The 14,596-nt window shown below is 63.1% G+C and carries 11 protein-coding genes; 1 reads left to right on the top strand and 10 read right to left on the bottom strand.

Annotation, left to right across the window (positions count from 1 at the left end; translation table 11 throughout):
- The first annotated feature begins 6 nt into the window (after positions 1–6).
- Entirely contained in the window at positions 7–1,359 is a 1,353-nt protein-coding gene (locus KW568_RS21910; protein ID WP_004577066.1) for an aminotransferase class I/II-fold pyridoxal phosphate-dependent enzyme, read from the top strand.
- 9 nt (positions 1,360–1,368) lie between these two features.
- Here the strand turns inward: KW568_RS21910 and KW568_RS21905 are convergent, their stop codons facing one another.
- From KW568_RS21905 to KW568_RS21860, 10 genes are all read right to left on the bottom strand, one after another.
- Entirely contained in the window at positions 1,369–1,824 is a 456-nt protein-coding gene (locus KW568_RS21905; RefSeq protein ID WP_259536787.1) for an REP-associated tyrosine transposase, read from the bottom strand.
- Between the two features lie 730 nt (positions 1,825–2,554).
- Positions 2,555–4,072 carry an IS66 family transposase gene (tnpC, locus tag KW568_RS21900; protein ID WP_259538933.1) on the bottom strand — a complete coding sequence of 506 codons (1,518 nt, stop codon included), beginning with the start codon at positions 4,070–4,072 and terminating at the stop codon, positions 2,555–2,557.
- A gap of 18 nt (positions 4,073–4,090) precedes the next feature.
- Entirely contained in the window at positions 4,091–4,450 is a 360-nt protein-coding gene (gene tnpB / locus KW568_RS21895) for an IS66 family insertion sequence element accessory protein TnpB (protein ID WP_259536786.1), read from the bottom strand.
- 574 nt (positions 4,451–5,024) lie between these two features.
- The gene (locus tag KW568_RS21890) at positions 5,025–6,068 is read right to left on the bottom strand and encodes a phytanoyl-CoA dioxygenase family protein (RefSeq protein ID WP_004577660.1); all 1,044 of its coding nucleotides are present in this window, start codon (positions 6,066–6,068) and stop codon (positions 5,025–5,027) included.
- Between the two features lie 3 nt (positions 6,069–6,071).
- The gene (locus KW568_RS21885; RefSeq protein WP_259536785.1) at positions 6,072–8,216 is read right to left on the bottom strand and encodes a capsular polysaccharide biosynthesis protein; all 2,145 of its coding nucleotides are present in this window, start codon (positions 8,214–8,216) and stop codon (positions 6,072–6,074) included.
- Positions 8,216–8,782: an N-acetyltransferase gene (locus KW568_RS21880; RefSeq protein ID WP_012053362.1), complete on the bottom strand. Its 567-nt coding sequence runs from the start codon at positions 8,780–8,782 to the stop codon at positions 8,216–8,218. Before KW568_RS21880 ends, KW568_RS21885 begins: the two co-directional genes overlap by 1 nt.
- Before the next feature lie 4 nt (positions 8,783–8,786).
- On the bottom strand, positions 8,787–10,334 hold the full coding sequence (locus tag KW568_RS21875) for an LTA synthase family protein (RefSeq protein WP_259536783.1): 1,548 nt from the start codon (positions 10,332–10,334) through the stop codon (positions 8,787–8,789).
- A gap of 7 nt (positions 10,335–10,341) precedes the next feature.
- Positions 10,342–11,118, bottom strand: coding sequence for an SDR family oxidoreductase (locus tag KW568_RS21870; RefSeq protein WP_003252728.1), 777 nt, complete (start codon positions 11,116–11,118; stop codon positions 10,342–10,344).
- Entirely contained in the window at positions 11,115–12,434 is a 1,320-nt protein-coding gene (locus KW568_RS21865) for a capsule biosynthesis protein (RefSeq protein WP_259536780.1), read from the bottom strand. The genes KW568_RS21870 and KW568_RS21865 overlap by 4 nt, the downstream gene beginning before the upstream one ends.
- The gene (locus KW568_RS21860) at positions 12,374–14,395 is read right to left on the bottom strand and encodes a capsular polysaccharide biosynthesis protein (RefSeq protein WP_259536778.1); all 2,022 of its coding nucleotides are present in this window, start codon (positions 14,393–14,395) and stop codon (positions 12,374–12,376) included. Before KW568_RS21860 ends, KW568_RS21865 begins: the two co-directional genes overlap by 61 nt.
- Positions 14,396–14,596 lie beyond the last annotated feature (201 nt).

Raw genomic sequence — 14,596 nt, 5'->3', positions numbered from 1 at the left:
TGCCAGATGACAGCCAGAACCCCGACCGGCCTTGGTGGTGATGCCAAGCAACGCCTGATCCAGCAAGCCCTCGCCCGGCGCCGCCATGTGGCTGCCGAGGGCGAGCAGGGCGCCACCCTGGAGCAGGTACAGCAGGCTGCCCTGAAGGTGCCCGAAGCGCACTATCGCTTTGATCAGCACCCGGGGTACCAGCAACTGCGGGTAATCCAGCAGAGTGCCATGCAGCTGGGCGTGAGCAACCCGTTCTTCCGTATGCACCAGGGCACCGCCGGTGCCCAGACGCAGATTGGCGAGCGCGAGTACCTCAACTTTGCCAGTTACAACTACCTGGGTTACTCCGGCCACCCGACCGTGGCCGAAGCGGCCAAGGCGGCGATCGACCGCTACGGCACCTCGGTGTCGGCCAGCCGCCCCGTTTCTGGCGACCGCCCGCTGCACCGCGAGCTCGAGCGCGAACTGGCCCGCCTGTACGAGGTGGACGATGCGGTGGTGATGGTCAGCGGCCATGCCACCAACGTCACCACCATCGGCTACCTGTTCGGGCCACGCGACCTGGTGGTGCATGACGAGCTGATTCACAACAGCGTGTTGCAGGGTATCCAGCTGTCGGGTGCCCGCCGTCTGAGTTTTGCCCACAACGACTGGCAGGCGCTGGACCGCCTGCTGGGCGAGCAACGCCAGCACTTCGAGCGGGTGCTGGTGGTGGTGGAAGGCATCTACAGCATGGACGGCGACTACCCCGAGCTACCCCGGTTCGTCGAGCTCAAGCATAAGCACAAGGTTTTCCTGATGGTGGATGAAGCCCATTCACTGGGGGTGATGGGGGCGACGGGCAAAGGTATTCGTGAGCATTTTGGGTTGGCTGGCGATGACGTCGACATCTGGATGGGGACCTTGAGCAAGACCCTGGCCAGTTGCGGTGGGTACATTGCGGGTCGCACGGCACTGATCGAGCACCTGAAGTTTCTGGCGCCGGGCTTCTTGTACAGTGTTGGCATGCCGCCGGCGGTCACGGCCTCAGCGTTGGCAGCGTTGAAGCTGCTGGCTGCAGACAGCGAGCGGGTAGCGCAAGTGCAGGCGCGCGGGGAGCTGTTCCTGCGCCTGGCGCGTGAAGCAGGGTTGGACACGGCGACCAGTACCGGGTTGGCGGTGATCCCGGTGATTACCGGCAGTTCGTTCAAGGCCGGCCGTTTGTCCAGCGCCCTGTTCGAGCGTGGCATCAATGCCCAGCCGATTTTGTACCCGGCGGTGCCAGAGCATTCGGCGCGGGTGCGGTTTTTTGTGTCGTGCGAGCATACGGAAGAGCAGATCAGGCATACCGTTGCGGTGGTGGCGCAGGAGATGGCGCGGCTGGGGTGAGGGCCACGCTTACAGCCAGATGGCATCCCAGTGTGGGTATTCGCCGACATTGGGTGCCATGCCGGCCCTGACCGGGTTGGCAATGATGTACCGAGCGGTGATGAGCAGGTCATCATCCTTGCGCATGGCGCGATCGCAGTAGCCGGCCTGCCAGATCGGGGTGGCTGTTACACCAGCCTTGTGCAAGGCATGGCTGGACCTTGATTTGAAGCGGCGCATCAACGTGGCCATCGTCACCTGTTTCAGTTCTATCAGCCAATGCACATGGTCGGGCATCACAACCCAGGCCAGCGTGACGCAGCTGTTTTCCCGGTCTGCCTGGCGCAGGTGATTGACCACCAGCCTGGCCAGGTTGAAGTTGTGAAACAGGGGGCGGCGCTGGTGGGTGACTGTGGTCAGCATATACAGCCTGCCGGGGTGTGAAACCCGATGGCGGCGCAGATGGTGGGCGTGGGCGTAGTGCATGGGGTCATCCTTGAGGCTTCGATAGTTCGAGCGTAACCGCTCCATTAACCCAACATTCAAATCGTTTAGCTAATCCCGGATGCTGTGCTCCCGATTTCTTGCTGGCGGCCATCCGCCATGATGCGACCGCGATGCAAAAGTCAAAAATCTCTAGCCCAAACCGTCGACTTCTGAAAATCCATCGACGGCCTACCTGCTCTGGTCAAGTCGGACATCAATCTCGCGGTATTTGACCCGTGCTTTTCGTCGATAACCTTCCCCAACTGAGGGTGAAACCTGCGCAGCATTACTGTCAGTCGATCCTCCATGCCAAGGTTTTCTACCCGTAACTCACCAGAGGCCAGAGGCTGCTAGGCGCGGAACCCAAATTTTGCACCATTGAATAGCCATTACCTGGCGATTCTGTGCCACTGAAATGGCCTGGCCTTGGCACTCTTATACCGACTGAATGGAATCGGACTATTTAGCACCATTTCTGTGCCACAGAATTGCCACAGAATTGCCATTTAATGCCACGGAAATGCAGGATTCTGTTCTTTCTGTGCTCATTTGAGCCCCTTTGGTCCTGTACCGGGGGGAGGACTTTTTTTGTATCGGGCTCAGGACTTTCTAGTTTTCCAGGGGAGACAGCCCCAAAAAATGTCCCGAGTCTATTACGTGTTTGGCGTATTTGGCGGTACAACAAAGGACATCCCAAGAGAGCCTAGGCATGACCCACCCTGGGATAGGTTCAGGCTTGACGTGGTAACTCTCGCGAGCAGTTCCACGGCAGCAGCGCTTCATAGTCCGCCACCGACTGCGCATGCGGCAGTCGCTCCAGCACGTGGCGCAGCCACGCATAGGGCTCCTGACTGTTGGCCTTGGCGGTCTCGACTAGGCTATAGATTTGAGCGCTGGCAACGGCGCCCTTGGGCGTGTCGCTAAACAGCCAGGCCTTGCGCCCAATGACAAAAGGCCTTATCGCTCTTTCTGCCGGATTGTTGTCGATCGGCAGGTGACCCGCCTCGACATAACGTTTGAGTTTGTTCCAGTTGCTGGCCAAATAACCGACGGCTTTGCCCAGTGCGTTTTGCGCGGTCACTTGCGGCTGGGTTTTCTCCAGCCAGCCGTGCAGTTGCGCAAGGATCGGCAGGCTGTCTTGCTGACGACCTTGGTGGCGCTGCTCGTCGCTGGCGTCTTTCAGGTCACGCTCGATTCCGTACAACTTGTTGATCAAGTTCAGCGCGATATCGGCCCGCCCAGTCTTGCCTTTCGGCTGCACTTTCTGCGCTTCAACAAACTTGCGTCGAGCATGCGCCCAGCAGCCCATACGCTCGATACCTGGTTGTACGGCCACGGCGTTGTAACCGGCGTAATCGTCGGTCATCAAATAGCCGCAATAACTTTCCAGCAGACGCGAAGGCACTTCCTGCGCACGGCTGGTCGAGTAGTCGAACAGGATCACTGGTTTGCCGGGTGGGCCGCCGGTTTGCACCCACATCCAGGATCGGCTGGTCGCCTCTCGATCCGGTTCTTTCAGCACCTGCACGCGGGTTTCGTCGCAGTGGATCACGCGACTTTCCAGTAGCCGATCACGCATCAGATTGAGCAGCGGTTGCAGATGTTCGCCGCACTGGATCACCCAGCGGGCCAGGGTTTGACGCGAGATGTCGATACCATGACGGCTCAGCACTTTTTCGAAGCGGTGCAGTGGCAGGCCATCAACGTATTTGGTGGTCAGCAGCATCGCTAAAACACTGGGGCTGGCCATACTCTTTTCGATCAGTTGCGCCGGCTTGTCGGCGGTGACCGGGGCGGTTTCACAACCGCGGCAACCGTAAACCTTGCGAATGTGTTTGATCACGCGGATCTGCATCGGCACGATTTCGAGCTGCTCGCTGACTTCTTCACCGATGGTGTGTTTGCGGCAGCCACAGGTGCAGGTCAGTTCGTGCTCGGGGAGTTCGTGGATAACTTCGATGCGTGGCAAATCCGCAGGCAGCGGCTTGCGTTTACCACGGCGCTTAGTCGGCGCGACGGCTTCTTCATCAACGTCTTCGGCAACCGGTTCAGCGACGCTTTCGGCTTCGTTGAACAATGCTAATTGCGGTGTTGCCGGATCAGTCGTTTGTTCTGACTTGCGACCAAACAAGCGCTGGCGCAGCATTGCATTCTGCTCTTCAAGATGAACGACCTTGGACTGCATCTGAGCAATTAATTGCTTGAGCACAGCCGGGTCATCGGGAAGGGTGTCGGGCATGGAAATCATGCCGCGGATTATACCCAATCAAGCCACGTATCGCGGGGTCAAAACCTGATGTGGACGGTTGCGCCACAGATCAAAGCCGTCGAGTAGCCAGTTCAGCTCCTGAACCGTCAGCACGATGGCGTCGTCGGTGATATCGGGAGATGTTTTAAAACGTTCGGATTCGAGACGCTTGAGCCAAAGGCAGAAGCCGTTGCGCTCCCAATAAAGGATTTTCACTCGATCACGGTGCCGATTAAGAAAAACGAACAGCACAGGGTCGAACACGGCCACCTTGATATCTAGTTCGACCAGGGCGGCCAGACCGTCGATGGTTTTTCGGAAGTCTACCGGTTTGGGGTAAAGGTATACCTTTTCGACTTTGGTGTCGGGTCGCATCATGACGTGCTGGCTCCAGAGAGAAATCGGGAGCACAGCTTCAGGGATCAACTGTCGGCTTTGAATGTGGTGTTCATGGATCACTTACGTTCGAGCCAGCGTAGACGCCCTCCAGGCGCCAGCAGCGATTCAACCATTGCAGAATGTGCCCACCGACCAAGGGGGGGACGGTGATTGGCCAGGGATATTGGCCAGCAGGCCCGGCCCTTTCGCGGGTAAACCCGCTCCTACACGACGGTCTGTGTCCAACCCCCGATCTGTGCCCACCCCCGATCAGGTGTAGGAGCGGGTTTACCCGCGAATACGGTGGCGGCAGCAACGGTGACCGGCCAGGGATATTGGCCAGCAGGCCCGGCCCTTTCGCGGGTAAACCCGCTCCTACACGACGGTCTGCGCCCAACCCCCGATCTGTGCCCACCCCCCGATCGGCGTAGGAGCGGGTTTACCCGCGAATACGGTGGCGGCAGCAACGGTGACCGGCCAGGGACATTGGCCAGCAGGCCCGGCCCTTTCGCGGGTAAACCCGCTCCTACACGACGGCCTGCGTCCAGCCACCGGGCCGGGGACTGGGCGTGGGTCAGATATGCGGTGCCTCGTACGCATTCAACTGCTCCACAAACCGCCAATGGCTCTTCTTGCCAAACCCCATCAACCGCTTCAACCGGATATCCCAACGCATGTGGTGGTTGGCAATCCATGGCAATGCAAACAGGTGCGCCCCGCGCCATGGGATGAACGGGTTACGCCGCAGGCTGGCATAAATCTCGACGCGGTGGCTGGCCTGATGGCTTGCACAACGGGCATGGAAACCAGACGTGTCCGCCACCACCAGGGTGTTGGCTGGCACCGCAAAGCGACGGGGCGGCGGCAAGCCGAGGGCCGCCAGCTCGGGCTCGTCGATGCGGAACGAACCCTCACGGTGCATCTGCTCGCCGGAGCGCGCCGCCCCCAGGCTTTGACGGTACTCCCAGGCCAAACGCTCCGGCGTCAGGCGGTGCGACCCCGGCACATAACTGAACGGCCCTTGGTCATCCGCCACATCGTCCAGGAACAACCACGCCTTCGCCGTGGGGTGGAAGGTGTCGGCATGCAGGCGGGTCTGCGGGTCCTGATCGGCATTGGCGGCGTCGATCACGATCGACTGCAACTGGTAGGTAATGCCACCGGTATTGGACGACGCATACGCAATCAGGTCGCGCACCCCACGGTCCGCCACAAACGCCGCACTGGCCGGGTTTTGCGCCAGCACGTCCTGGTCAAGGCTGACCCGGCGGGTAACCGCGCGGCCCTGGCGCATTTCCCAGCCGGTGCTGCGCAATGCACCCAGCTCGGCGCGCAAGGCCGCAAACTGCTCGGCAGGCAGGGCGTTTTCACGAATGAAAAAACCGTTCTGCTCAAAATGCGCGCGCTCACCGGCATCCAGCCGCGAGGCCAGCGCATTGCGACGGTAACCTGCCATGGCCATCGCCAGCTGACGACGCTGCACATGCAGGCCCAAGGCATTGAGCCGGGCACTGCCCAGCACCGGGTTGTTCTCGAACGACTTGGCATGGGTAGCCAACTGCAGGCAATGCCAGGGGAGTGCCGCGTAACGGCCGATGTCCTTGATCGAAACAGGCATGATCTAGTCCTTTGATGGGGCCAATGGCCGGCCACAGCCGAGCATGGTCCGGGTATAGTTGAGCAACGGCGCCACTCGTCGATAGGCTACCGGCGCCGGGTGGGGCGCGCTGAGGCAGGCGAGGGCGTGCCAGGCATCGCAGGGCAGGTCTTGCTGGACGTCGGCATAGCGCGCATAGCGCAACAAGGCGCCGGCTACCAACTGGTCCAGGGTTAAACGCCGGGTGCGGCGGAGCAAGGGCTGATGGTCCTCGGTCAGGCCCCAGCCGGCATAGAACGGCGTGCCATAGGTGACCACCGGCAGCCCGCGCAGCAAGGCCTCGAAACCAGCGGTGGAACTGAGCGTATGCAGCGCATCGACCTGGCCATACAGGCTGGCGATGTCCACACCCGCCAGTACCTGATCGGCCAGCCCCACCAGCTGTGCCGGGGCGATGTGCCCGCGGCGCTTGCCGGCTTCCACGTCGGGGTGCGGCTTGTACAAAATCCAGGCATCTGGCAGCCGCGCGCGCACCTGTTGCAGCAGGCGCAGGTTGCACCCGGCACCGCCACCGCTGCACAGCGCCGAGGCATCATCCTCGACCTGGCCCACCACCAGTACCCGCCGCTGCCCCGGCTGCCCCAGCAGCGCCGGGCGCACATTGCTGCGCAGGTTGAACTTGCTGGTGCCGCTGGCAACGATCTGCGCCCGCAAGCGCGCCGCTTCGGCCAGGCATGGGGCGTCGAATTCGCCATGCTGCAACAGCTGCTCCAGGTCGCTGGCAGACTGTGCATCGTAATGAATGCCACCCCGGTCCAGCACCAGTGACAGCGCCGGGCTGTTGGTCGCCCCCAACCCCGTGGAGCGCAAGAAACCATCCTCGACCCGCCACACTGGTACCCCCGCCTGGCGCGCACGTTCGGCCAGGCCGGCCGGCTCGCGCGCAGCCCATACCAGCAGCCGACCCTGTTCGGCCGCTACCTGGCTTATCAGGTGCGGGCTGTCCACGCTGAAGCGCAGCTGCCCCCAACGGCTTGCGAAAAAACGCCGGATGTTGTGCTGCTTGTGCCGCTTTACGCCCAGCACCGTGGTAGGGCCGGCAAACGCAGCATCGCGGGCTTTCTTGCTGGCCAATTGGCGGGCAACGGTCAAGGCATCGGTCAACTGGCCGCTCAATGGGTCGACATAACGGCAGTAACGCACATAGGCCGCCGCCACCAGTTGCACAAGGTCTGGCCGTGCCTGCCGGCGAGCAATGGCCATGCGGTCATCGGTCAGCCCCCAGCCCGCATAGAACGGCAGCCCGAAGCAGGTGACCGGCACGCCCTGGATCAACGCCTCCAGCCCGGCTTGGCTGGTGCCCACGTACACGCGCCGGGCACGCCGGGCCAGTGACGCCCAGGCTACCGGCCGCGCCTCCAGCGTTACCCCACGGGCCCGCGCGGCATCCAGCAGGCAACTGGGCTTTTGCCCGCCCAGGCAGTCCGGGTGAATGCGCACGCGCACGTCGGCATCCGGGTTTTCTGCCAGGGCCTCATCCAGCATTCGCACATAGTCGGCTTCGCATAGCCCGCCGCCCGGGATCGAATAATCCCCGGCAGTCTGGTCCACCACCAGCACCAGCGGCCGCTCGCGGCCCAGCGGGTCGTCGTCGGGCAGGTCCTGGGCGTTGTTGTACTTGCCGATGCCGCTGCTGCGCATCAAGGCAATCAGTTCGCGGGCGCAATTGAGTTCGTATGCGCTGAGCGCCTCGGGCTGCTGCAGGATGTTTTCCAGCAGCGAAGGGCGGTCGGCCAGGTAGTGGATGCCCACCGGGTCGACCACCATGGACATCGGCGTATCGCCCTCAATGCCCAGCGAAGAAGAACGCAAAAAGCCGTCTTCCAGCGCAATGTAGGGCAGCCCCCAGCGCTGGCACAGCACCCGGGCATGGGCCGACGACTGCTTGTAGCCGATACCGGCAATGGCCTTGAGCCCCTTGGGCGCCTTGCGGCCACGGCGCCACAGCCAGAAGGGCGGGCCTTCCGGGCCGAGGAACTGCGGCAGGTGCAGGACTTTCCAGGCCACCCATTGCGACATGATGCCGACCCAGCCGGTGCCGTCTACCAGGGCATCGGGTGGCGAGTAACCTTCGGGCGGGTGGGGTAAAAAGGGAGGCGTGTTGTGCATTACACGGCCCGCCACATGTTGCGCACCGGCGGGAACGGCACCCAGCGCTTGCGGCGCAGGGCAAAGCCATTATGCAGGTACAGGTGCTGCGCCCGATGATTGCTCAGCGGCACCTCCAGCTCTACCTGGGTAAAGCCCTGGCCGGCGGCGTGCGCGCAGCACGCCTGCACCAGCGCCGAGCCTACGCCGTGCTGGCGTGCGGCCTTGCTGACCCGCAGCCCGTACAGCAAGAACGGGTAGCGCCATTCGCGCAGTTCGCTCAGGCAGAACCCAATAAACCGCACCCAGCCGCTCAACAGGCCAAACTCACGCACGAACGGCCGCCAGTGCCAGGCAAACGGCCCGCGCCGGCCATGCTTGAATGCGGCAAAGCCCAGTGCCTGCTCGCCGTCGAAAGCCAGCAGCACACGGTCCCAGTGGATAGCCGACCCCAGCAAGCGATAGCGGCAGGCCGTATTGCCAATCAGGAACGCCAGCGACCCCCGCCCCTCGGTCAGCAAGCGGGCCAAGGCAGGGTCTGCGGCACGCTCCGGCGACAGGTCCGATCCCAAAACGATACGCACCACGTTGTCAGGCTACCCCGGCACTGGCCACAGGCGTGTCCTGGCAGGTTGCCGGCGCCAGGGCATGGGCCAGCAATGTGCTGGACAACTGCTGCACCGGCATGGGCCTGGCCCCGCAGCCAGGCTGGCGGCGGTTGGACCACACCAGGTAGTCGGTATCACCTGCGGGCGCACCAACAGCCTGGTACACCTCGGGCAGGATCGGCACATGGTCACCAAAGAAGCACAGCAGCGCCTCGTTCGGCTGGGCCAGCAAGGTGTCGCGCAGCATGCCCAGCATGCGGTCGGCGTTGCCAATGTGCCGCACATACGGCGCCAGGTCTTTCATGCCCGGTTGCAGCGGGCGGTCGAACCAGGCCGGCAGCTCGTGCGCGGCTACGCTTTCCAGGTGCAACGGGCCATGGTTTTCCATGGTGACCGCATGGATAAACAGCGGCTGTGTCCGGCCTGGCGCCTGCAGCAGCGCGCGGATTTTGTCTGCCACGGCGCAATCACCAATGAACGGCCCGGCCTTTTGCGAAGCGTTGAACGCCTTCACATCGATGAATTCATCAAAGCCCAATGCCGGCAATACCTTGTTGCGGCCATAGAAACCACCGTCGTACGGGTGGATGCAAATGGTCCGGTACCCCTGCGCCTTGAGCCTGGAGGCGATACTGGGCAGGCCTTGGCGGGCCAGCACCCGGTACGGGTTGAAGCGGTGCACGCCCAAGCGGTCGGCAGGGATGCCGGTCAGGTAGGCGAACTCGGTACGCACCGTATTGGCGCCCCAGGCTGCCACTTGCAGTTTGCCCCGGGCCAGCGCCTGGCTGGCCAACAGGTCGTACTGGTCGAGCACTTGCGGGCGCACGCCAGGCCACAGCCCACGCACATCGAAGAACGACTCGCTCTGCACCGAGACCAAGTCCGGCAGCGCCCCGGCCTGGGCCGCTGTCGCCTGCGATGCAGGCTGCCCAGAGGCCGGCACACTTACACCAGCAAACGGCGAGCCCAGCCCGTCCCGGTCCACCGGCGCCCGCGCCGCCCAGAAGTACCGCCACAAGCTGGCCGCCAACCCCCAGCCACGCACATCCTGCTCGGCATCAAAGCTCGGCTTCACAGGCCGATGCCCCAGGCGCAGCAAGCCCAGGCCCAGCGCCAACGGCAGCAACGCCTCAAGCCGCGCGCCCGCCACCTCAAAGCTCAACCCCGCCCACAGGTAAACCAGAAAGCCCACCGCCAGCAGCGCGGCCTTGCCAAAGCCAAAGAACGGCAAGTACAACCGCGGGAACTTCACTGCATCGCTGAAATACTCGAAATCTGCACACACAAACGGCTCGCGCAGCGAGTGATACTTGGCGTTGCTGACCAGCACGATCAGCAGCCACAGCAGCAACACATTCACGCCACTGAACAACGGCCGCGCCGTCAGGGCATACAACAGCCCGAAGGCCACACACCACAGCCCCGCGTGCAGCAGCCAGCAATCGGCCGGGCGACGCAGGGCAGGGCGGGGAACCAGCAGGCGCTCGACCGCGACGGTCAAGCCCAGGCCGATCAAAGCGACCGGCAACATGGAAACATCAATCACTGTACTTCAACCCACGCAGGATCATCGAAGAAAGCCACTGCGGGATAAGCCCCAGCAGCCAGGTGCCCAGGTTGAGCGGGAACGGAAAGCTGATACGCGCCTGGTTCGCCGCCAGCCCGCGCTTGATACGCCTGGCCGCTTTGTCGGCGGTCCACAGAAAAGGTTTAGGCCCGGGCATTTCGAAGCACATCTTCGACTCCACATACCCCGGCACAATCACATTCACTTTCACCCCTTCCGGCGCCAGCCAGTCGCGGATGGCCTCGCCGTACACACGGATAGCGGCCTTGCTGGCGCTGTAGGTCGGTGTGACCGGCAAGCCACGCCAGCCCGCCAGCGAGCTGAACAGGGCGATCTGCCCGTCGCCACGGCTGCGCATGGCGGGCAGGGCGGCCTCGACGGTGGCCAGGGCGGCCATCACGTTCACTTCCATCAGGGCGCGGCTGTCGTCCCAGTCTTCCGCTTCGCCATTGGCGCCCACGGCGGTGTTAAGCCCTGCGCCGACCAGCACCAGGTCGGGCTGATGCTGCTCGCTTACCCGGCGCACCATGGCCCGCAGGGCGTCCAGGTCGCGCACGTCGAGGGCTTCCAGCAGCACCTGGGCACCCAGGGCGCGGCATTGTTCGGCCATTTCGGCCAGGCGGTCCTGGCGCCGGCCTTGCAGGATCAGCGTCACCCCCGGGGCGGCGTAGGCAGGCGCCAGCGCGCCACCGATACCGCCTGTGGCGCCGGTGATGAGGATGCAGCGGGGTGAGGCATGCGAACTCATAGGTATTTTTCGATTCTTGAGGTTTTCGCCATCAGCACTTCCAGGCAGTTGGCCACGGCCATGTCCATGCCGCAGGCGGTGTAGAAGCCGCCGTTGACCTGGGTGGTGTGGATGACCGTGTTGCGGAAGCGTTGAAACAGCGTGTTGTCGGGCGCTTCGGGCTGCTGCCAGAAATCATCCAGGCCGCCCTGATGGGTTAGCCCCGGCATCGCGTAGATCGGCTCGGCCAGCGTGCAGGTAGGGCGGTGGTGCAGCAATGCAGAAGCCCCCGCGGTACTGTTGACGGTGATCATGCCGGTGATGTGCGAGAGCAGCGTAGGCATGTGCCCGCTTTCCATGAAATCGACACGCTCGGCCACGTCGTACTTGCGCGCCAACTGCTCGGTGACCTTGCGGTAGTTGACCAGCCCAGGCGTCAACGGGTGGTTTTTCACCAGCAGGCGCGCATCGAAGGGCGCGTTGAGCGAGAACGAGTCGATCACATGCTCGATCACCTGGGTCATGTTCTGGAACGGCGAGTGGTCGCGGATTTGCGCATCGCTGTCCAGCTGCAAGGGCAGCAAAAACGTGGGGTGCCGCTGGCGGGCCACTTCGGCCACCAGCGCGTCGTCATGCACACGGGCGCGCAGCAGGCGCATGCCCTGGCGGATAAACCCGGCGTACTCCATGGCGGCGTTGAACGGGGCATGGGTGCGGTAGCGCGGGAAGCACAGCCGGTTCAGCGCGCCGCCGGCATGGTACAGCACATCGTGCGTGGCACGTGCGGCGAACGACAGCTTGAACGGGTTGCCATTCTTATAGCGCGGAATGTACTTGCCCACATCGCGGTACCACTGCGGGTCACGTGGCAAACGCGAGTTGTTGTTGACCCCGTCGCGCTCCAGCGTCACCCAATAGGGCCGAAAGTAGCCTTCCTCGAACACGTGCACGCGAATACCCGACAGCCGCGCCAGGGTCACGGCTGGGCGGTGTACCGGGCGGCAGTCGCCGAACAGCACCAGGTCGGTGATATCCAGTTGGCGGAACACCTGTGAATACCAGGCCTCCATGTCTTCCGGGGCGTGCGGGCAGGTCAGCTGCGCGCCGCCGGGGCCATACAGGGCGTCACCGACGTTGAAGCGCACACTGTGCACTCGCTGGCCGATATCCCGCAGCCCTTTGGCAAGGCGGCTGAAGAAGGGCGAACTGACACCCTGAAGCAGCAGAAAATTGTGTGACGGGATACGCAGCAGCGGACCACGCGTCGCCCTTGCATTCAGTTGGTCGGGCGCTTCATGCCCAACAAACTGCTCAAGCGTCGTTTCAAGTCCTGCCATCGGGAGGGAGCTCCAGGCTGCGGTAAGGCGTGCCAATTTTGTAGTTCGTATAAGGTTCGTTCGGCGGTGGTGAAGCGGTTGGTCACCAGGCTTACGTAAGTGGGGTAGAGCAGCAGCGTGCCCGCTACCAACTGGTCCAGCGTCAGTTGTCGGCTGCGCCGTGCCTGCACCGGTGCTTGAAGGTCCATGTCGCGGGTCAGCCCCCAGCCGGCGTAGAACGGCTGGCCATAGGTCGTCACCGGCACACCGCGTAGCAGGGCCTCGAAGCCCGACTGCGAGGTCAGCACATGCAATTCGTCGACCACTTCCAGCAATTGCTGCAGTGGCGTATCGCCGATCACTTCATCGCACCAGTGCACGGTTTGCGCTTCGTCGTCACCGCGGGCGCGCGTGCCGGCCAATACCTCTGGGTGGGGTTTGTACAACACCCACGCATCAGGGTTTTGCTCACGCACGGCGCGCAGCAGTTGCAGGTTGCTGCGGATACGGTTGCCGCCAAAGCGGATGGACGCATCGCCCTCCACCTGGCCAGGCACCAGGATCACCCGTTGCGCATGCGAGGGGCGCTGCCAGCTGGCGCCAGGCAAGTTGTACTTGGTCAGCCCCGCCGCGCAGATGGCCAGGCGCAAAGCATGCGCGCGGGCCAACAACTGCGGGTCGAAGGGCTCTTCAGCCAGGATGCGCTCCAGGCGCGAAGGCCGGGTGGCGTCGTAGTAAATACCCAGGTCATCGACCACCCACGACAACGGTCGCGCCTTGCCGGCGCCCAGGCCGACCGAGCGCAGAAAGCCGTCTTCCACCCGGTTGACGGGCAGTGGGTGGGCGCAAAGGTGAGTGTCGTGCTTGCAGCCCCAGGACACCACGGGCAAGTCTTGCGCCAGCGGTTGCTCGGGCTTGACGAAGCGAATGGCCGCGCCATTGAAAAACAGGTTTGCCAGCGGTTCTTTCCAGCGGCTGAAACCCAGCATCTGTACGGTGTTTGGCAATACGCTGCGGTGCCGCCGTTGCAGGCCCAGCCAGTTGATCAGCACCTCTGGCGTACACGGCTGACCACGTTCTGGGCAGACATAGCGTGGGTAGGCCACCAGGCTGGCATGAATCAGTTGCGCCAACGGCACAGGCTTGCGGCGTGAAGGTGCCGGCACGCGGTCGTCGGTCAGCCCCCAGCCGGCATAGAACGGCATGCCCCAGGTGTGCACCGGTACGTCCCAAAGCAGGGCATCGAAGCCCAGTTGCGACGTCATCACGAACACTGCACGCATGCGTGGCAGCAAATCGGCCGGGTGAACGTTGTGGGCCAGTACCTGTACCCGCGGGTTGCCGGCCAGCGCTGCCAGGTCGAAGTGCCCGGCTTTGCGCCCAGCCACCACGTCGGGGTGCACCTTGAGCACGATGGTGCTATGCGGGTAGCGGGCCAATGCCGCCTCCAGCATGGCCCGGAAGTCGCTGGCCCCTGCACCTTGCAACGAGGCATCGCCACAGGTCTGGTCGGCCACCAGCACGCAGTCGGCCGGGAGCGCTGGCAGTTCGATGCGTGCGTCGTTGTACTTCGACACCCGTTGCTGCTGCCACAGGCTACGTAGTGCCAGGGCACGTTGGGTTTGCTCGGCGTCGAGGGGCGTGGCGATCAACTGTTCGAGGCGGGACGGCTGGGAAGCGTCGTAGTAGACGCCCACGTCATCGACGATCAGCGACAGGGGCGGCTCGTCGGCGCCCAGGCCCACGGAACGGATGAAGCCGTCTTCTAGCGTGAGAACGGGCTTGCCAGCCTTGTGCGCCTCGGCCATTGCCTTGATGGCGCTTGGCTTGCGGCCCCAGGCCATTACCCAATCAGCGAGCTCGACATCGCGCACAGCACCGCTTTGCAGCGCGAATTCGGGCAGCAATGCAGGCAACGTACTGATGCGCTGAGCTCCTTTTGACAGGATCAGCAGGCGAGGGCGGGGCGAAGCGTCGTCCATATACGTGGAGCGGCATCCATTCAGCAAAGGGGCGGCATGGGCTTATAGCCCTGCGGGTCCGGTGGAAACAAAGGATGGCGAATCTTAATACAAATTCACATTTGTAGGCGTGCCGCTGGGCAAAAAACGCGAAAAGAAATTAGACGATATGTGCAGATGATGACCTATGGCATCAAGATGACATCTTATCCCGGCAAACTC

The organism is Pseudomonas sp. HD6515, from assembly GCF_024971855.1.
In the GTDB taxonomy this organism is placed as follows: domain Bacteria; phylum Pseudomonadota; class Gammaproteobacteria; order Pseudomonadales; family Pseudomonadaceae; genus Aquipseudomonas; species Aquipseudomonas alloputida.
The sequence above is the reverse complement of the archived record's forward strand: the minus strand, read 5'-3'. Positions and strand labels throughout refer to the sequence as shown.

Excerpts from the sequence above, each read along its gene's own strand:
- tnpC (WP_259538933.1), bottom strand. The coding sequence starts at position 4,072 with ATGATTTCCATGCCCGACACCCTTCCCGATGACCCGGCTGTGCTCAAG.
- KW568_RS21865 (WP_259536780.1), bottom strand. The coding sequence starts at position 12,434 with ATGGCAGGACTTGAAACGACGCTTGAGCAGTTTGTTGGGCATGAAGCG.
- KW568_RS21860 (WP_259536778.1), bottom strand. The coding sequence starts at position 14,395 with ATGGACGACGCTTCGCCCCGCCCTCGCCTGCTGATCCTGTCAAAAGGA.
- KW568_RS21890 (WP_004577660.1), bottom strand. The coding sequence starts at position 6,068 with ATGCCTGTTTCGATCAAGGACATCGGCCGTTACGCGGCACTCCCCTGG.
- KW568_RS21905 (WP_259536787.1), bottom strand. The coding sequence starts at position 1,824 with ATGCACTACGCCCACGCCCACCATCTGCGCCGCCATCGGGTTTCACAC.
- tnpB (WP_259536786.1), bottom strand. The coding sequence starts at position 4,450 with ATGATGCGACCCGACACCAAAGTCGAAAAGGTATACCTTTACCCCAAA.
- KW568_RS21870 (WP_003252728.1), bottom strand. The coding sequence starts at position 11,118 with ATGAGTTCGCATGCCTCACCCCGCTGCATCCTCATCACCGGCGCCACA.
- KW568_RS21910 (WP_004577066.1), top strand. The coding sequence starts at position 7 with ATGACAGCCAGAACCCCGACCGGCCTTGGTGGTGATGCCAAGCAACGC.
- KW568_RS21875 (WP_259536783.1), bottom strand. The coding sequence starts at position 10,334 with ATGTTGCCGGTCGCTTTGATCGGCCTGGGCTTGACCGTCGCGGTCGAG.
- KW568_RS21885 (WP_259536785.1), bottom strand. The coding sequence starts at position 8,216 with ATGCACAACACGCCTCCCTTTTTACCCCACCCGCCCGAAGGTTACTCG.